At 60.9% G+C, this 16847-nt stretch carries 18 protein-coding genes and 1 pseudogene; 10 read left to right on the forward strand and 9 right to left on the reverse strand.

Annotation, left to right across the window (positions count from 1 at the left end):
• A complete protein-coding gene (locus WN982_RS33805) occupies positions 1-177 on the forward strand; it encodes a hypothetical protein (protein ID WP_341316360.1) in 177 nt (58 codons plus the stop codon).
• 192 nt (positions 178-369) lie between these two features.
• On the opposite strand, the gene WN982_RS33810 is transcribed toward WN982_RS33805, so the two are convergent.
• From WN982_RS33810 to WN982_RS33825, 4 genes are all read right to left on the reverse strand, one after another.
• Entirely contained in the window at positions 370-1311 is a 942-nt protein-coding gene (locus tag WN982_RS33810) for a 3-hydroxyacyl-CoA dehydrogenase NAD-binding domain-containing protein (RefSeq protein WP_341316361.1), read from the reverse strand.
• A gap of 3 nt (positions 1312-1314) precedes the next feature.
• Positions 1315-2235 (reverse strand): 3-keto-5-aminohexanoate cleavage protein, encoded by a 921-nt coding sequence (locus tag WN982_RS33815; protein WP_341316362.1) that lies wholly within the window; start codon positions 2233-2235, stop codon positions 1315-1317.
• Positions 2236-2294: 59 nt separating this feature from the next.
• A complete protein-coding gene (locus tag WN982_RS33820; protein WP_341316363.1) occupies positions 2295-3662 on the reverse strand; it encodes an MFS transporter in 1368 nt (455 codons plus the stop codon).
• 144 nt (positions 3663-3806) lie between these two features.
• Positions 3807-4511: a Crp/Fnr family transcriptional regulator gene (locus WN982_RS33825; RefSeq protein ID WP_341316364.1), complete on the reverse strand. Its 705-nt coding sequence runs from the start codon at positions 4509-4511 to the stop codon at positions 3807-3809.
• Between the two features lie 113 nt (positions 4512-4624).
• On the opposite strand from WN982_RS33825, the gene WN982_RS33830 reads away from it, so the two are divergent.
• From WN982_RS33830 to WN982_RS33865, 8 genes and pseudogenes are all read left to right on the forward strand, one after another.
• Positions 4625-5038, forward strand: a complete 414-nt coding sequence (locus WN982_RS33830; protein ID WP_341316365.1) for a thioesterase family protein — start codon at positions 4625-4627, stop codon at positions 5036-5038.
• A 36-nt stretch (positions 5039-5074) separates the two neighbouring features.
• Positions 5075-5848, forward strand: a pseudogene (locus tag WN982_RS33835) (SDR family oxidoreductase).
• 97 nt (positions 5849-5945) lie between these two features.
• Positions 5946-7859 (forward strand): FAD-binding monooxygenase, encoded by a 1914-nt coding sequence (locus tag WN982_RS33840; RefSeq protein WP_341316366.1) that lies wholly within the window; start codon positions 5946-5948, stop codon positions 7857-7859.
• A 3-nt stretch (positions 7860-7862) separates the two neighbouring features.
• Positions 7863-8303 carry a MarR family transcriptional regulator gene (locus WN982_RS33845; RefSeq protein ID WP_341316367.1) on the forward strand — a complete coding sequence of 147 codons (441 nt, stop codon included), beginning with the start codon at positions 7863-7865 and terminating at the stop codon, positions 8301-8303.
• Between the two features lie 326 nt (positions 8304-8629).
• Positions 8630-9196 carry a TetR/AcrR family transcriptional regulator gene (locus WN982_RS33850; protein ID WP_341319506.1) on the forward strand — a complete coding sequence of 189 codons (567 nt, stop codon included), beginning with the start codon at positions 8630-8632 and terminating at the stop codon, positions 9194-9196.
• Between the two features lie 173 nt (positions 9197-9369).
• Entirely contained in the window at positions 9370-9795 is a 426-nt protein-coding gene (locus WN982_RS33855; RefSeq protein ID WP_341316368.1) for an organic hydroperoxide resistance protein, read from the forward strand.
• Between the two features lie 34 nt (positions 9796-9829).
• On the forward strand, positions 9830-10858 hold the full coding sequence (locus tag WN982_RS33860; RefSeq protein WP_341316369.1) for an alpha/beta hydrolase: 1029 nt from the start codon (positions 9830-9832) through the stop codon (positions 10856-10858).
• A gap of 178 nt (positions 10859-11036) precedes the next feature.
• Positions 11037-11456 (forward strand): DUF1810 domain-containing protein, encoded by a 420-nt coding sequence (locus WN982_RS33865; RefSeq protein ID WP_341316370.1) that lies wholly within the window; start codon positions 11037-11039, stop codon positions 11454-11456.
• Between the two features lie 71 nt (positions 11457-11527).
• Here WN982_RS33865 and WN982_RS33870 read toward each other — a convergent pair whose 3' ends face one another.
• Entirely contained in the window at positions 11528-12577 is a 1050-nt protein-coding gene (locus tag WN982_RS33870; RefSeq protein WP_341316371.1) for a lyase, read from the reverse strand.
• Positions 12578-12819: 242 nt separating this feature from the next.
• Positions 12820-13242 (reverse strand): hypothetical protein, encoded by a 423-nt coding sequence (locus WN982_RS33875; protein ID WP_341316372.1) that lies wholly within the window; start codon positions 13240-13242, stop codon positions 12820-12822.
• A 152-nt stretch (positions 13243-13394) separates the two neighbouring features.
• On the opposite strand from WN982_RS33875, the gene WN982_RS33880 reads away from it, so the two are divergent.
• The gene (locus WN982_RS33880; protein ID WP_341316373.1) at positions 13395-13973 is read left to right on the forward strand and encodes a TetR/AcrR family transcriptional regulator; all 579 of its coding nucleotides are present in this window, start codon (positions 13395-13397) and stop codon (positions 13971-13973) included.
• A 257-nt stretch (positions 13974-14230) separates the two neighbouring features.
• Here the strand turns inward: WN982_RS33880 and WN982_RS33885 are convergent, their stop codons facing one another.
• The 3 genes from WN982_RS33885 to WN982_RS33895 form a co-directional block, all read right to left on the reverse strand.
• Positions 14231-15379, reverse strand: coding sequence for an exo-alpha-sialidase (locus tag WN982_RS33885; RefSeq protein ID WP_341316374.1), 1149 nt, complete (start codon positions 15377-15379; stop codon positions 14231-14233).
• A 133-nt stretch (positions 15380-15512) separates the two neighbouring features.
• Complete coding sequence (locus WN982_RS33890; RefSeq protein WP_341319507.1) at positions 15513-15782, reverse strand: MoaD/ThiS family protein; 270 nt, start codon at positions 15780-15782, stop codon at positions 15513-15515.
• 315 nt (positions 15783-16097) lie between these two features.
• Positions 16098-16589, reverse strand: a complete 492-nt coding sequence (locus WN982_RS33895; protein WP_341316375.1) for a low affinity iron permease family protein — start codon at positions 16587-16589, stop codon at positions 16098-16100.
• Positions 16590-16847 lie beyond the last annotated feature (258 nt).

A 16847-nucleotide genomic window follows, 5' to 3' on the forward strand; every position in this document is an offset into this window, starting at 1 on the left:
ATGATCGAGGTCAACGTGCCGGGCACAAAAGGCTATGCGGAAAATGCACCCGCGCTCATCGCCCAATGGCAAGGCATCTCCTTTGCCGAGCATCACGTACTGGTCGCGGATCTGACGGGATGCCTGATTGACGATAGTGGATCGGCTTGCATCTCTCGAAAATGCGGAATCGGGTAAGTCCAGGTTTCGGTGAATTAGTTTTATCGCACCGAGCATCGCCTTAAAGCAAGGGACGAGGCTCTCATCGTTTCTCGCATCGCCAACCGAGGCGAGCGACATCTCTTCTGTCGCAAGAATGGCAATTTCAACGTGTGCCATTGCGGCCCGAGACCTGCGTCCAAACTCTGCTCAGCTTCAGGTACCGTTCGCCTACGGAATCTGAGAAAGATTTCGCTTCGCCTCGAGTAGTTGAATCAGCAATTGATCGCGCTGGAGAAGCATTTCTGGAAAATTGTACGACTGCAGTTCCGTATCGACGCCTTTCGCGATCGACTCGATGTAGTCGTCCGTCTCGGGATACGTGCCCAGATCCCTGGCCCACTCGCGCTGGGCCGCACCCAGATGTTGCAGCACATGCCTGATGCCACCGGCGCCTCCAGAAGCGTGAAGGTTGAGAAACGGGCCGAGCAGTGCCCAGCGCAATCCTGGGCCGTAGGAGATCGCCGCGTCGACGTCCTCCACAGACGCGACACCGCGCTGTACAAGACTAATGGCTTCTTGCCATATCGCAACCTGCAGACGGTTGGCGATATGACCTTTGACTTCTTTGTTGATCCGGATGACCTTCTTGCCCGTTGAGGAATAGAACGCCATGGCCCTCGCTATGTTCTCGGGCGATGTAAGCCGGCCGCCACCGACCTCTACCAACGGAATGATGTGAGACGGATTGAATGGATGCCCAAGGACGATTCGTTCCGGATGCTTCGCGCCTGCCTGAATCTCGCTGATCGCCAGGCCCGACGACGACGAAGCGATGATCGCGTCTGCCCTTGCCGCCGATTCGATGCTTGCTATCAACGAGTGTTTGACATCCAGACGCTCGGGGCCGCTTTCTTGAATGAAATCGGCATTGCGCACCGCCGCGTCCACGTCAGTTGTGAAGGTCAGCTTTTCCCGCGAGGCGCCGTTCGCCAGCCCGAGTCTCTCGACTACAGGCCAACAGTTGTCGATCCAGTCGCGCAGGCGCGACTCAGCCCCCTCGCCGGGATCCATCGCCGTGACCGCAAAACCATGCGCCAGGAAATGCGTCGCCCAGCCTGCGCCAATAACGCCGGTGCCGATGATAGCGATGTTGACGGCTCGCTTTGGCATTGTCTAACCCTCCAGGCAGACAGCGTTGATTGTTTCGCGCAACGGCCGCAGTCCAATAATCTCGCGCGCCTCGGTCGGGGTGGCCGGCTCGTAACCCATCTCACGTACCAGGCGAACAAGCCGCTCGACCAATTGTACGTTGGTGGCCAACTCCCCCTGCTTGTAGTACAGGTTGTCTTCGAGCCCGACGCGCACGTGGCCACCCAGCAAGAGCGAATTCATCGCGGCGGGCAACTGCGCCGCGCCGATGGCGCTGACATTGAAGACGGTGTTGCGGGGCAGGTGGTCGACCATGGTCTGCAACAGGCGAGGCGTGTAGGGTAATGCGCCCTGGAAGGCATTGGCACCGATGACGATATTGATAAAGTGCGGTGCGTCGTCGAGGCCCTCGTTGATGGCGCGCTGTACATCCTGGACGATGTCGGCAAGGCCGAACACCTCCCATTCGGGCTTGATGCCCCGCTCCTTCATCATCTGGGCAATCTGCCGGATTCGCGATGGCGGCGTCGCCACCAGGATCTCCTTGCCGCCGAAGCTTGCGATCACGGTCTGTGCATCGAGCGTGCACATCTCGACGCCGTCACCCCGCATTCCCTTAAGGCGTTCCTCCCACTGGATCTCCCACAGGCCGTTGTCGAGTTCGCGAACCATGTCGCCGTTAATTCCGCCGCCGGTGGAGTTGTTCAGGATGATGTCACACTTGTCGCGAATCAGCCGGTTGATGTGGCTATAGGTTGCAGGATCGCAGGTGGCCTCGTCGTCGGGACGTCGCGCATGCACTGCAACGACACTGGCACCGGCGTTGTAGCACCGGTAGGTGTCGTCAGCGATCTCCTGCGGCTGTGTCGGCAGGTTCGGGTTCATTTTCTTGTTCGCCATGCCGCCGGTCGGCGCGACGGTCACAATGACTTTGGGCTTGCTCATGCTGGTCTTCTCCAGAGAAGAAATTGGTCTAAAGGATAGGATTGACTATGGCGGCTCGATCAGTGCGAGCTCCCGTCATCCGCAGCGCCCACTCGGACCGCGCTCTTTGGCAGGCCCAGCAGGATCGTGAGGCCGCCCCCGATGACAAGTGCGGTCAAGGCCAGGAGACCCATCTGGATACTGCCGGTCGCGCCCTTGATCCAGCCGATCAGAGTCGGGCTGACGAAGCCGCCGAGGATACCCAGCGAGCTGATCACCGCGATGCCGGCTGCGGCTGCATCCCGGCCAAGATAGGTGGGAGGAATTGACCAGAACAGCGACCCGCCGCCAAAGATGAAGAACGCGGCAACGCACAGCAGGACCATCACCGGGACGACCGCCGTGCCAAGAAAGGAAGTTGAAGCCAGGGCCACTGCGCCGAGAACCAAGGTTCCCCCGACATGCCAGCGACGCTCCTTGAATCGGTCCGAACTGCGGCTGATGACGAGAACGCCAAGCGCACCGAAGATATAGGGCACTGCCGTGTACCAGCCGATCGTGGCGATCGGGGCGATGCCGAGGCCCTTGATCATGGTCGGCAGCCAGAACGTGAGCGTGTAGACGGCGCAAGCGCAGCAGAAGTACACGAAGGCAAGCACGTAGGTCTTTGGGTCGGCCAGCGCCGCGGCGAGCCTGCCATGATGTCCAGCCTTCGCGGCGCCTCGATGGTCGGAATCCAGGACCGACTGCACCAGCACTTTCTCGGCATCGTTCAGCCAGGGCGCGCGGCCCGGCTTGTCCGGAAGCATACGATACAGCAGGAGCCCCAGCAGAACGGTCGGCAAGCCTTCGACGAGGAACAGCCATTGCCACCCATGCATGCCGCCGAGGCCCTCCATGCCGCTCATGACCATTCCCGACAGCGGGCCACCCAGGACGCCCGTGATCGGCATGCCGAACAGAAACAGACCCGTCACACGTCCGCGGCGCTGGCTCGGGTACCAGTACGTCAAATACAGAATGATGCCGGGGAAGAAACCTGCTTCGAATATGCCGAGCATCAGCCTGATTCCGTAAAACTGCCACGGCGCCGTGACGAACGCGGTCGCGGCGGACGTGAAGCCCCACAGCACCATGATTCTCAAAAAAGTCAGCCGCGCACCGATCTTTTCGAGCAGCAGATTGCTGGGCACCTCGAACAGCAGATAGGTGACGAAGAAAATGCCGGCTCCGAGCCCATAGACAGCATCGGAGAAGGCCAGGTCGTGCTTCATCTGCAGTTGCGCGTAGCCGATGTTGATACGGTCGAGGAATGCAAAGATATAGGCGATCAAAACGAGCGGCATGACGCGCCAACCGATTTTACGGAAGACGGCGTCCTCGACTATCTGGTCCGTCGAGCTCTCGACGAACACGGCTGCGGCGGGCAGCGAACGAGCGCGAATCATGCGTGTCTCCTAGTCTTGTATGACACGCATTATTTCGGGCGACCGCTCCCACGACTGTCTATTGCGCGACAGTTGGGATTAGCGTAAACACCAGGCAAAACGCGAACGCCGTCGGCAATGATTCGCGAAGAAAGATGTGCGGAGCTATCGTGCCAAGGCGTGAAGCCCGGGCAAATCCAACACGACGATGCCGCCGTACTCGGTGCGCACGAGGCCGGAGTTCTTGAAGCGGGTCATCGCCTTATTGCACGTTTGACGCGACACGGCGGCCAGGTTGGCGAGCTCTTCCTGGGAGAGCGGCAAATGCGCCACGCCGCTCGGATTGGACAATGGTTGCACCATGCCCACGAGCGCCCGTGCGACAAGACTGTCGGTGTCGAGCAGTCCGTGCGCGGCGACGGCGCCCATGAACCAGTGCAGACGCTCGTTGACCTGTAACAACAGAAATTCGTTGAACGACGGCTGCTGATCGCGCAGCCAGTTGAATGTGGCACGTGGAACCTGCGCGACGCGGCTGTTGCGCAACGCGATGAGATCGGACTCACGCGGGGCGTTCCGAATCAGCGTGCCTTCGCCGAACCAACTGCCGACCGACTGTCCGCCCAACGTCACCGTCTGGCCGTCGCGCGCGGTGATTGACCACTTGATGAGGCCCTCGAGCATGCCAAACCAGACATGCTGCCTTTCGCCGTGGTGCCCCAGAGCCTGACCAGCAGCGACGGCGCGCTCCGACGCGTCAGAGCGCACGCGGGACTTCGCGGATTCGTCCAGCCTCACGAACCACGGCGACTGAGCGAGCAGTTCGTCGACCGTAAGCGACACGGCGACCATGCGCTTTTGCCTGATCATCGCGTGCTCCCAGCGCCGCTCACCCGGCGGCCAATGCGAAATGTCGCCGCACTGACAGTGTTGCGGGTGCAATACACGCACAATGGTTGGACTGGAAGCTGGAGCATAGACCCGTGGGTAAAGAAACTGTCTATCGTATCGATGTGCAATTCGGCGATTGCGACCCGGCCGGAATCGTCTTTTTTCCGAACTTCTCGCGCTGGATGGACGCCGCTTCGCACGATTATTTTATACAGTGCGGCCTGCCGCCGTGGCGAGAGATGCGAGCGCTACCTCATTGCGTCGGCGCGCCGATGCTGGAGATGCACGCTGGTTTTCACACCTCGGCGACCTACGGTGAAAGTCTGGAGGTGCATACCGGCATTGAGGAGTGGCGAGGCAAAGTCTTTATTCAAAGCCACCGCGTTATGCGCAACGATACGCTGATCTGCGAGGGTCGCGCGACTCGCGCGTTGTGTATCAAACAGGCCGATGGGCGGCTGAAAGCCGTGCTCGTGCCAGAGTTTATACGTGCCGCCTGCGAGTGAGCGGTGAACGTGACCCAAGTCAGAGCAGGGAATTTCATGACCACATCAAAAGGCATGCGCGTGCTGGTGACCGCTGGTGCGGGCGGTATAGGACGCGCCATTACGGAAGCATTCGTATCGGCGGGCGCGAGCGTCTTTGTCTGCGATATCGACAAAGCGACGCTTCAAGAGATGCAAACGCAATTGCCGGGCGTCAGGGCATCGGTGTGCGACATCGCCGATCGCGCGGCGGCTTCGCGCATGGTCGCGGACGCCGCGTCCGCTCTCGGCGGATTGGATGTTCTCGTGAACAACGCGGGCATTGCGGGACCGACCGCGAGTGTCGCGGAGATGGATCCGGACGCCTGAGAAGCGGTGCTTCGTCTGAACCTCACCGGGACGTTCATGGTGACGCAACGGGCCATCCCTTTCCTGAAACAGTCGAGCGCGGGCGTGATTCTCATCATGTCGTCGCTCGCCGGCCGCTTCGGTTACCCGAACCGCAGCCCCTACGCGACGACCAAATGGGGCCTCATCGGATTCGCAAAGACCTTGTCGCGTGAGCTCGGCGAATTCGGCATACGAGTCAATGCGATCCTGCCGGGTGCCGTGGAAGGTCCACGTATTCAGCAGGTGCTGGCGGGACGCGCATCAGCCAGCGGCCGCACCTTCGCGCAGGAAGAGGCGGCTGCGCTCGCCAATCAATCCATCAAGCATTTTGTCGATCCGGCCGACATTGCGGCGCTCGCTGTTTTTCTGGCATCCGACGCCGGGCGTTCAATTTCCGGGCAAATGATCCCGATCGACGGAGATTCGCAAAGCGCATCCTGAGATCAGGGCATTCATGATCACAAGAAGTGCTTTTATATAGTTGGTGTACGGAGTATATTCGTCATCAGGTGATCGAGACAGATTGGAGGAAGACATCATGCAATTTCATGTCAACGGTTTCCGCGTCGGGGATCCGACGATCGAGCCAGGCGCCGATGGCGCACCTTGCGTCGAAATGCCCGATGCGGTCGATGTGCTCATCGTCGGAAGCGGACCGGCCGGGCTCGTGCTTGCGGCTCAGCTGTCGCAGTTTCCGTCGATCAGGACGCGCATCGTCGAGCGTCGCTCGGGCCCGTTGCTGATGGGACAGGCAGACGGAGTCGCATGCCGCACCGTCGAGATGTTCAATGCATTCGGCCTCAGCGATCGCTTGTTGCGCGAAGCCTATTGGGTCAATGAGACCGTTTTTTGGAGACCAGATGCAGATGACCGTGGCGCGATCAAGCGTACCGGTCGTGTTCAGGATACCGAATCAGGTATGTCGGAGTTTCCGCACGTCATTGTCAATCAGGCCCGCGTGCAGGAGTATCTGCTTGATGTGATGCGCCGGTCCGCGCAACGGATCGAACCGGATTATGATCTCAAGGTCGAGGACGTGCAGCGCGATAACGCGGGCGAGTATCCCGTACGCGTCACATTACGTCGAACGGATGCATCGCGGCTCAATGAAACGGTCACCGTGCGTGCTCGCTATGTCGTGGGCTGCGATGGCGCCCGCAGTCGCGTGCGTGCTGCCATCGGGCAGACGCTGCAAGGCGATGCGGCCAACCATGCGTGGGGCGTGATGGATGCACTTGCCGTCACCGACTTTCCGGACATCCGCCTGAAAGCGGCGATTCAGTCTGCAAGCAAGGGAAATCTGCTCATCATTCCGCGTGAAGGCGGTTATCTCGTGCGCTTTTACGTCGATCTGGGCGAAGTAACGCCGGAGAATCGCGACACGATCAAGCAGACCACGGTCGACCGCATCATTCAGACCGCGCAACGGATTCTGCATCCCTATTCACTCGACGTGAAAGAAGTCGCGTGGTTTTCGGTTTATGAAGTGGGGCAGCGTCTGACCGATCGCTTCGACGATGCCATCGCCGCCGATGGAACATCTCGCGAGCCGCGCGTGTTCATCGCTGGTGATGCCTGTCATACGCATAGCGCGAAAGCTGGTCAGGGCATGAACGTTTCGATGCAAGACGGCTTCAATCTCGGCTGGAAGCTCGGCGCGGTGCTGCAAGGACTTAGCGACATTGACCTGTTACGCACGTATTCCGATGAACGCCAGCCCGTCGCGCAAGAACTGATCGACTTCGACAAGGAATGGTCCGCGATGATGGCCGCCCCGCCGAAAGACCCCAATCGCCCCGAAGCAGGCGGTGTCGATCCAACGGAACTGCAGGACTATTTCGTTCGCGCGGGTCGATATACGGCGGGCGTCGCGACGCGATATCGGCCGGGCGCGTTGACGGGCGAAACGACATATCAATCGCTCGCGAGCGGCTTCACCGTCGGCACGCGCTTTCATTCGTCGCCCGTCGTTCGTCTCGCCGATGCGAAGCCGATGCAACTCGGCCACGCGGCACGCGCCGATGGTCGCTGGCGCCTGTACGCTTTCTCAGACGCAAGCGGAAGTGCGCTCAATGCACTGTGCGAACATCTCGCCAAGTCGCCCGATTCGGTCTTGCGTCTCATCACGTCAGAAGATGCCGATGCGGATAGCGTCTTCGATCTTCGCGCAGTGTTGCAGCAGCCTCATCGCGAAGTACGACTCGAAGATCTGCATGCGTTGTTGCTGCCGCGCAAGGGACGCTACGGCCTCATTGACTACGAGAAAGCGTTTACGAGCGACGCAGCGACTGATATCTTCGACGAGCGTGGCATCGGCAGGGAACGGGGCGCGCTCGTCGTGGTCCGTCCGGACCAGTACGTCGCGCATGTACTTCCGCTGGACGCCTATGCCGAATTGAATGCGTTTTTGCGGCCCATTTTCCGAACGAACACATCTTCGCTACACGCTTAGAAATTGCCGACCAAACACGACGACCCCGAAACGCTTTCCAAATTCACGGGTAGCCTGGTACGCCGCGCCCAGCAACGCCACGTAGCGGTATGGCTCAGCGAAGTCTCCGCCGAGATCACGAGCGTTCAGTACGCGGCGCTCGAAATCTTGCAGATAACGCCCGGCGTCAATCAACGACAACTCGGCGATGAACTCGACGTGGACCGTTCGACAATCGCCGATCTAGTCGCGCGCATGGTCCGCAATAATTTGATCGAACGCTCGGACGATCCCGTCGACAAACGTAGTTATGTGCTGTTCCTTACTCCCGCCGGCAAGAAGCAGCTTGCGACGTTGCGTCCACGTGTCGAGGAGGTCGAGCGCATTCTCACTGCGAGGCTGACGCCGACCGAATGTCTGGAGTTGCGGCGCCTGCTTTTGGCACTGTTGCCCCTAGGGGAATAGTCCGTTTGTTTGTTACTCGCGGGGGCGTTGTTGCGGCAGTTCACAAAAGCCGAGGGACTAGTCAGACAAAAATCTTATAGGGTCTGTGTGAAAGAATAGCCGCATGCCCCGACTGGCCTCGCCAGTCGGAAGAGCGTCGTGAAGTCGGTTTCGCTGGTTGTATTTGCCGCATTGCGTGCGTTGACCAGCGCCTTTGCATGGTCGTACTCCTGATGGCAGGCAGTCAGCAGGTCTGGCACGATGACATCGCAACGGGTCGACAGCTCACGCGAAACTGGACGACCGAGCCGCTTGACAGTCTATCTATGAGTAGATATAGTTCGTCCATGGAAACGACAACGACAGTGCGCGAACAGATCCTCGACCATGCAATCACGCTCATCATGCTGCGGGGTTACAACGGGTTTAGCTATCGTGATCTGTCCAGTCTGGTTGGCGTAAAGACTTCGAGCATTCACTACTATTTTCCGTCGAAAGACGATCTGGTTCTGGAAGCGGTCAACGAGTACAGCACGGAAGTACTCAACGCCCTCCACGCAATCGACGCTTCGTTGCCGGCCGATTCAAAGCTCAACAAGTACGCGAAGCTGTTCGGCAGGACCCTTGGTGACGGCGATCAGATCTGCCTGTGCGGCATGCTCGCTGCCGATATCGGGTCGCTGCCGGATAACATCCGGCAAGCGGTGCAAGCTTTTTTCAAGGCTAACGAAAGCTGGCTGGCCAAGGTTCTGGCGCAAGGCGCGCAGGAACGTACGCTCGCGGTGAATGGCAAACCGGAAAACGCGGCGCGCGCCCTCTACGCGGCCTTTCAGGGCAGTGTGCTGGCGAGCCGGCTGTTCCACACCAACGCTCGACTCGAAGATGTCGTGGCTTCGGTGAGAATTGCGCGATAACGCAGTCGATGTGAGGTGGTGAGCCACCTCTTTGTTTGGCCCCTCTATCTATCTTTGAGTAGATAGATAGAGGATAAGTGTGCTGTCGAATCATCCGTTTTTTTTACGAGCAAATCTATCTAGTAGTAGATAGCAAAACCTGATTGTTATCCCTTTTTTAAAGGAGCTTCACCATGTCACTCGAAAAAGTCCTCTACCGTGCCCATGCCCACGCCACAGGCGGCCGCGATGGACGTGCTGTCGTCCCCGCAGGCAATCTCGACTTCAAGTTGACCACGCCCAGGGAATTGGGCGGTGCGGGCGGCGAAGGCGCCAATCCCGAGCAGCTTTTTGCCGCCGGCTACAGCGCCTGCTTCCTCGGCGCGATGAAGTTCGTGGCCGCGCGCGACAAGGTCGCCATCCCCGCAGACGTCTCGATTGACGGCAGCGTCGGCATCGGCGCGATCCCGAACGGCTTCGGCATCGAAGTCGAACTAAAAATCTCCCTGCCCGGCATGACACGCGAAGCGGCACAGGCACTGGTCGACAAGGCGCACGTCGTCTGCCCGTACTCGAACGCCACCCGCGGCAACATCGACGTCACCCTCACGATCGTTTAACCACGCGTCCAATCGACTCGCACAGGAGCAAGCCATGAAGACCTTCAAGCCCTTACTGCTCGCCGCCGTTCTCGCGGCCAGTTCCACCTTCGCCATTGCCGCAAGCCAGGCAACACCGGCTTCGCCCGATCCGGTGACCAGCCAGTTCCTGCAAGCGCTGAACAGCGGCACGGGACCGGCAATCAACACGTTGACACCGGCGCGGGCGCGCCAGGTGCTGATCGACGCGCAGAACGGCGTAAAGGTCGATCTGTCCGGCATTGATGTGTCGAACAAGACCATTGAGCAGGACGGCATAACGGTGCCGATCACGATTGTGCGGCCGCAAGGCGCAACGGGCACGCTGCCGGTCTTCATGTTCTTCCACGGCGGCGGCTGGATCCTTGGCGACTTCCAGACCCACGAGCGGCTGGTGCGCGACCTCGTCGTGCAATCCGGGGCCGTGGCGGTGTTTGTCAATTACACGCCGTCGCCCGAAGCGCGTTATCCGGTGGCGATCAACCAGGCGTACGCGGCCACCCGGTGGGTCGCTTCACATGGCCAGGAAATCGGTGTGGACGGCAGCCGCCTCGCGGTAGTAGGCAACAGCGTCGGCGGCAACATGGCCGCGGTCGTCTCGCTGATGGCGAAGAACAAGCAGGGCCCCGCAATCCGCTTTCAAGGCCTGATGTGGCCCGTCACAGACGCCAATTTCAGCGACGGCTCGTACAACGCCTATCCGGAAGGCCATTTCCTGACCCGACCGATGATGAAGTGGTTCTGGGATGCTTATACAAAGGATCCGAAGCAGCGTAACGAGATTTACGCTTCACCGCTGGGTGCTTCAGCGGATCAGCTGAAAGGTCTGCCGCCGGCGCTGATCCAGGTTGCACAGTTCGACGTGCTGCGCGATGAAGGTGAGGCCTACGGACGCAAACTCGACGCTGCGGGCAATGAAGTCACCACGATCCGCTACAACGGTACGATCCACGACTTTGGCTTGCTTAATGCACTCGCTGACGACGCGCCGACCAAAGCCGCAACCAGGCAGCTTGCCAACGAGTTGCAAACGCGTCTGAAGTAAGCCGTGCAACCCTGACCGCGGCGCACTTGCGTAACAGCATGGTGCCGCGGCTGTCAGTGCATTTGACTTCCCGTTCATAGCAGGTAATGGCCGCGGCGGGCGGCGGACGAGTTGGGAAACAGGTGCGAGAATCGGGGTTCAAGGGTGGATTTCCACGCCGGCATCAACGGAGTACGAAATGGACGATCTATATGACCTTCAGCGCTTTGTCGACGCCCAGGACCCCGTGTACGCACAGGTATGCGATGAATTGAGGGACGGACGTAAGCGAAGCCACTGGATGTGGTTTGTGTTTCCGCAAATCCAGGGCCTCGGGGCAAGCGCAATGGCGCAGGGGTTCGCGATCTCGTCGTTGGCCGAGGCCGAAGCCTATCTGCGCCACCCGTTACTCGGCCCACGGCTGCGCGAATCGACGCGACTGGTCAACCTCGTCAAAGAGCGTTCCATAGAGGAAATTTTCGGATATCCGGATTACCTGAAGTTTCGATCGTCGATCAGCCTGTTCGCGCGTGCCACGAGCGACAACGACGTATTTGTGGAAGCGCTGCGCAAGTATTTCGGCGGTGAAGCCGATCCGCAAACGCTGCAACTGCTCTAAGCCGTTTTCGCGCTGGACCTGCGCGCGTGGCGGAGCGGACTTCGGAATTTCAGTGTTGGCACAGTGTGTCGTCAATTCCCGCTCGCAGCGGCTGCGCGGGACCGGTAGAGCAGCAGATGATCGGTGCCGGATTCGGACAGCCAGACTTCGCCCGGGCGGCCCATCATCTCACGTACGTTCGCGTGCGGGCGCGGCAGCGAAAACACTTCGAATCGCTCGGCACGCGGGTCAAAGCGCACTAGCGCGTTGGCGCTCCATTCACTGAGCCAGACGATATCCTGGTCGTCCACAAATATTGCGTATGCGTGCGGATCGTCGCCGGGCAATCGCCATTCGCGCCATTGGTGCGTCACAGGGTCGAATACGCCGACTTTTCCTGCATTCCACTCGCTGACCCAGACGCGCCCCTTCGAATCGGACCATACGCGGCGCGCGCCCTGCTTCGACGTTGGCGGCTCGATGACCTGCGCCGCACCACTCCCTGGATCGATGCGACCAACGTAACTCCCCGCCAGTGATGCGAAATACAGGCTGCCGTCCGGGGTCACGCAGATGCCGTAGGGCCCGGGCCCGCGCGGCGCATCGAAGACGCGCATGCGGGCGCGCTGCGGATCCAGTTCGCCATAGATGCCGCGTTGTCCGGTAAACCACAGATGCCCTTGTTTGTCGAACACGGCGGTGTTCAGATTGGCGTCTGGCCGGTCCTTCGGCAGCGGAAAACGCGTGACGGCGAGCGTCTTCGGATCGATGCGCACAATCGCGTTCTGGCCGCCGTCCGTCACCCACGCCGCGCGATCGGGACCCACGATCACGCCGTGCGGCGCCGATCCTGCGCCGAGCGGAATCCTGTCGATCCTGCCGCTACGCGGATCCAGCCGTCCGACCGCGCCCTGCGCCTGTGCGGTGTACCACACGGCGCCGTCCGGTGCCGGCGCGACGTCATGCGGCGCACTGCCGGTCGGGACAGCGAAGGTCTCGAACGACGGCGACGGCGGCTGCGCCTGCGCCGGGCCGATGGTGAGCGCGGCGCTCGCCAAGGCCGATGCAAACCACGGCGCCCGCCCTGCTTCGAGAATCTTGTTCACCGTTGCCACGACCCGTTTCCACGCGATCGCCAACATGTTCGCCTCCGTGTCACAGGATGAGTTTCAAAGGGCGCTGACGGCTTTTTATTGTTGCACTTATCTGTAGCCGTCACTGCGCCGACTCATTCGCCACGCCGGCTCCGGCGATAAACAATGCAACTATGCCGCTCCAGATTCCGAGCAGTCACGGGCTCGCCACGCAGCAGCCGGCCGCGACGTTTGATTGCTGCATCGTTGCTACTCCCCGAGTGTCCCCCCTGTCGTACCTGAGCGACGTGTCAGCTGGCGCCGCGTTGTATGGCCTCGCCCAGCTCAGCGTTGGAATATGCTTTGCCGCCAATGCCCCATGCACCGTCAACCGCGTACGTCACATTGACAAACGTGCGCTCACGCGGATGGGAACCCGCGTTGAGCTGGTCGATGATGTCGGTGACAGCGCTGACGAACGCCTGCTTGACTTCGGTATTCGGGAAGGTGGTCGCCGGGACCTTCACTTCGACAACAGCTAGCGACTGAGGCTTGCCACCGACGTAACTCTCCGACTCAGGGCTCACGATCAGATGGCCGATGACGTTCGGGGTCATGAACCTGTTGCCGCTCAGGCCGTGTGCGCGCAGCAGCGCGTCCGCGACAAGGGGCAGCACTTCACGTTCTCCATGCGGGGTGAGAAGACCTTGGGTGACGTGGACTGAAATAGGCATTGATATAACTCCTTGATCTAACGGGTTAGTCGAATCAGAGTTCTTGCGCCAGCATCACGGCCACGATATAACGGTCGTGATGTCGCGATAGTTTCATAACGATCGTGATGTCGTCAAGCACTAAATATCGATCGTTATCTGGAGATGCGCGCATGGCACATCGGGCTGGTAAGAAGGAAGAAAGCAAGGCGAGGATTCTCGCGAGCGCGGGTCGGGGATTTCGTAGCCGTGGGTTCGGTGGCTCGGGGATCGACGGCCTGGCGAAGGACGCCGCCGTGACGTCGGGTGCGTTCTACGCGCATTTCAAGTCGAAAGCGGCTGCCTTCCGCGAGGCGGTGGTCGTCGGTCTCGAAGAGCTGCGACGAGGTATCGGACAGACACGCGAGCAAATGGGAAGCAACTGGCGCGAGTGGTTCATCGACTTCTACCTGGGAGACCGCCGGACCTGTGATCTTGCCGACAGTTGCGCACTGCAGAGTCTCTCGGGCGAAGTGGCTCGCGCCGATGACGAAACCCGGCAAGCCTATGAGACGGAGTTGGGCTCGATTATCGAAGCAGTGGCCGCCGGCCTCGAAGGCAGGCCGAAGGCCCGGCGCGAGGAAGCGACCGCACTGCTCGCTCTACTGGTGGGCGGGGTCACACTCGCACGGGCCGTCAGAGATCCCGCGATCAGCGACGAGATTGCTGCGGCCGTCCGCAAGGCCGCGCTCGACCTCGGCGTTCATGCATAGTCTCGACTGCCGTTTCCAGATTGACCGTTAGCAAAGCGAGAGCTTGCGGCGGCGATGGAGCGGAGTGTGCTGTACCCCCGATGCGGCGCAATACGGTAGGCAGTCGGCATCGGCGTGAGGCGCGTGATTTGACGTAAGTTTGCCGGCGCGTATGGCGCGAAATATCGATCCATCACGCCGATGAACGCATTCAGGCTATGTCCGCCGAATGAATGGGAACGTAGGCTTTTCATGTCCTACTAGCCCGCTCCGCGCCCTCATCCAAACCGAACACAATAAACAGGCGGCAAATGCGCTGAAATCAAATGCCAGCTTTCGCCGCCGTCGTCGGACGTCCATAGCGCGCCAGTGGTCGACCCCATCGCGAGGCGCGCGCCGGAGTCATCTATAGCGAGCCCGTGCCGATACACGAGGTCATACACCGGTGCACGCGGCAACCCGTTCGAGAAACGCTCGAACGTGCGGCCGCCGTCGCGCGTGCGCGTGACGACGAACTGGCCGTCCACCGGGATCCGGCACTGGTCTTTCACGGCGGGCACGAACCAGGCGGTGTCCGGCTCGCGCGGGTGCACGGCAACCGCGAAGCCGAAGCTCGATGGCTGCGCTTCGATCCGCTGCCAGTGCGCCGCGCCGTCGGTCGAGCGGAAGATCGCGCAGTGATGCTGCGTCCACAGCACATCCGGGTTTGCCGCGCATTGCACGACGCGGTGCGGGTCCTGCACGTTGGCATCGCCGCGCCGCTCCGGTGGCATGTAATCGGCCTCCATGCCCTCCGCACTCACGCGCCAGGCCGCGCCGCCGTCGGCGGTTTGCCAGACGCCGCCGCACGACACGCCGATCGTCACGTGCCGGCTGTCGCGTGGATCGACCATCACGGAATGGATGCCCGGCGCGTCGTAGCCGCCTCCGAACCATTCGCGGCGCTCCGGGCGATCCCACAGCGCACGGTTGAGCACCCATGTGTCGCCGCCATCGTCGGAACGGAAGAGCCCACCGGGAATCGTACCGGCCCACAAGATGCCCGGCTCGTCCGGGCCGCCGGTTTCGAGCGACCAGATTTGCTGAAGCGTCCAGGGCGGCGACGGCGGGCTGGGCGCGGCGGCGCTCGCATTGTCCGCACTCGCGTTCGCGCCGTCACCGGTACGCGTCTCGTCGGCAGGCTGCGGCGGGTAGACGGGGACCGCGCACTCCTCCCAATCCCTCATGCCCGCACGCTGGCGATGCAGCTTCACGCCGAAGTGGCCGAGATTGAGCGCGGCATACAGCGTTCCGTCGCGCGGATCAGGCAGCACCATGCTTACCGGCTCGCCGACGAAATACGGCTCACCGAGCGTCCAGCCGCCCTCGCCATCGGCCTGCAGAACGAACAGTCCCTTGCGGGTTGCGACAAGCAATCGATCGCTCATGTCGAGTGTCTCCTGTCGACCAAGGTTGGCGCTTTAGCGCTTATGTCGACCGGAGTAAGTGCTTCAGCACTTACTCCGGTCCCATGCTTCGCACTCCGAACCCATGTAAGGCTCGAGTACGGATGGAACCCCCTTATCCGCCCGACAGCGCCTGTACGACGTAAACCCGGCTTTCATCGCCGAGCGCATCGGACAGATGTCGTCGGTCACGCACCCGCCGGCCGTCGACAAACACGGCGAGATGCCTTCGCAGTGAGCCCTGATCGTCAAGGATGTAGCTGCGCAGTCGAGGTTGCGCGGCGAAGACGGCCTCGAGCGCTTCGCCGAGCGTGCGCGCGTCGATCTCGCGTTCGGGCGTTGCGATATGCCGCTGAATCGAAGCGGCGAAGAAGATGTGCGCCATGGCGGGGTAGCCGCGCGAAGTGGCCGTGTCCGTTGGTTCTGTAAGTTTAGGCGATCCGCAGTGAGCTTCGAGGCATCGCCATACAGCAGACGATAGGTTGGGCCTCCGAAGCGGCCGTTTTGGTGTCGAGTGTCCGAAAGGCGGTTCAGGGTCGGCGCCCTCCGTCTGCGTGTCGCCGAGCCGCCCGAGCGGCGCTGCGGCGTCGTCGGTCTGGGTTGGGCCACTTTCGGTCATTCGCTTGCCGCCTAGAAAAGCGCCGGCCAAGGTGTTGACGCTCATCGAGCGGATGCGCGCCGCAGTCGGACAGCGCGTTTGCTAGCCGCGTAGCGGCGCGGTCCCCGGCTTGCCATCGCGATTCTCATCGCCTCGCCGGTCGTCATCATTGTCATCGTGGTTGTCGACGAACGGCGAATCGGTGTCGCTGCCGCCCGCACGCAGCGCGGTCCGCGCTTCTTCCGCCAGTTTTTCGTAGTGTTTCCGGAAACGGCTCAGGTCTTTTTCCTCGAGTTCTTCGAGATCGAGCAGCGCGTTATGCGCACCTTTCATTGCGCGGATCAGCTCGTCGAGCTTGATCTGCATCGCCGCCGTGTCGCGGTTCTGCGTGTTCTGGATCAGGAAAACCATCAGGAACGTGACGATCGTGGTCGACGTGTTGATCACGAGTTGCCATGTGTCGCTGTAATGAAAGAACGGGCCGGTCGTCGCCCACACGATCACAAGGGCGACGGCCATCACAAAGGAGGCGGGCCTACCGGTCATCGTGGAAAGGTAGCTCGCGAATTTCGAAAACCACTTGCTGCTCATCATGATCTCCGGTAGTCGGGTCAATGTACCGGATGATCGCATAGACGGCGGAGTCGCTTCTTTCTACGGGTGTGACTTGCGGGCACTGAATGACCGTTTCAAAGAGGGGCGACTGTCTCTTGTGGGTCGAACTGAGCCGATCATGATAAGGCTGAGTTCGGCCACAAAACGACATTCACAATTTTAGAATCGCGCCTGGATCGTGCGGGAACCGGTGGGCGACCGCGTTCGGAATCGGGAACGCGGTGTCTTGCTTCCCGC

Source organism: Paraburkholderia sp. IMGN_8 (assembly GCF_038050405.1).
Lineage (GTDB): Bacteria > Pseudomonadota > Gammaproteobacteria > Burkholderiales > Burkholderiaceae > Paraburkholderia.

What these genes read in the sequence shown, in the direction of transcription:
- WN982_RS33870 (WP_341316371.1), bottom strand. Translation starts at nt 12,577, where the DNA reads ATGTTGGCGATCGCGTGGAAACGGGTCGTGGCAACGGTGAACAAGATT.
- WN982_RS33855 (WP_341316368.1), top strand. Translation starts at nt 9,370, where the DNA reads ATGTCACTCGAAAAAGTCCTCTACCGTGCCCATGCCCACGCCACAGGC.
- WN982_RS33840 (WP_341316366.1), top strand. Translation starts at nt 5,946, where the DNA reads ATGCAATTTCATGTCAACGGTTTCCGCGTCGGGGATCCGACGATCGAG.
- WN982_RS33875 (WP_341316372.1), bottom strand. Translation starts at nt 13,242, where the DNA reads ATGCCTATTTCAGTCCACGTCACCCAAGGTCTTCTCACCCCGCATGGA.
- WN982_RS33805 (WP_341316360.1), top strand. Translation starts at nt 1, where the DNA reads ATGATCGAGGTCAACGTGCCGGGCACAAAAGGCTATGCGGAAAATGCA.
- WN982_RS33850 (WP_341319506.1), top strand. Translation starts at nt 8,630, where the DNA reads ATGGAAACGACAACGACAGTGCGCGAACAGATCCTCGACCATGCAATC.
- WN982_RS33860 (WP_341316369.1), top strand. Translation starts at nt 9,830, where the DNA reads ATGAAGACCTTCAAGCCCTTACTGCTCGCCGCCGTTCTCGCGGCCAGT.
- WN982_RS33885 (WP_341316374.1), bottom strand. Translation starts at nt 15,379, where the DNA reads ATGAGCGATCGATTGCTTGTCGCAACCCGCAAGGGACTGTTCGTTCTG.
- WN982_RS33825 (WP_341316364.1), bottom strand. Translation starts at nt 4,511, where the DNA reads ATGATCAGGCAAAAGCGCATGGTCGCCGTGTCGCTTACGGTCGACGAA.
- WN982_RS33895 (WP_341316375.1), bottom strand. Translation starts at nt 16,589, where the DNA reads ATGATGAGCAGCAAGTGGTTTTCGAAATTCGCGAGCTACCTTTCCACG.
- WN982_RS33880 (WP_341316373.1), top strand. Translation starts at nt 13,395, where the DNA reads ATGGCACATCGGGCTGGTAAGAAGGAAGAAAGCAAGGCGAGGATTCTC.
- WN982_RS33865 (WP_341316370.1), top strand. Translation starts at nt 11,037, where the DNA reads ATGGACGATCTATATGACCTTCAGCGCTTTGTCGACGCCCAGGACCCC.
- WN982_RS33890 (WP_341319507.1), bottom strand. Translation starts at nt 15,782, where the DNA reads ATGGCGCACATCTTCTTCGCCGCTTCGATTCAGCGGCATATCGCAACG.
- WN982_RS33820 (WP_341316363.1), bottom strand. Translation starts at nt 3,662, where the DNA reads ATGATTCGCGCTCGTTCGCTGCCCGCCGCAGCCGTGTTCGTCGAGAGC.
- WN982_RS33815 (WP_341316362.1), bottom strand. Translation starts at nt 2,235, where the DNA reads ATGAGCAAGCCCAAAGTCATTGTGACCGTCGCGCCGACCGGCGGCATG.
- WN982_RS33810 (WP_341316361.1), bottom strand. Translation starts at nt 1,311, where the DNA reads ATGCCAAAGCGAGCCGTCAACATCGCTATCATCGGCACCGGCGTTATT.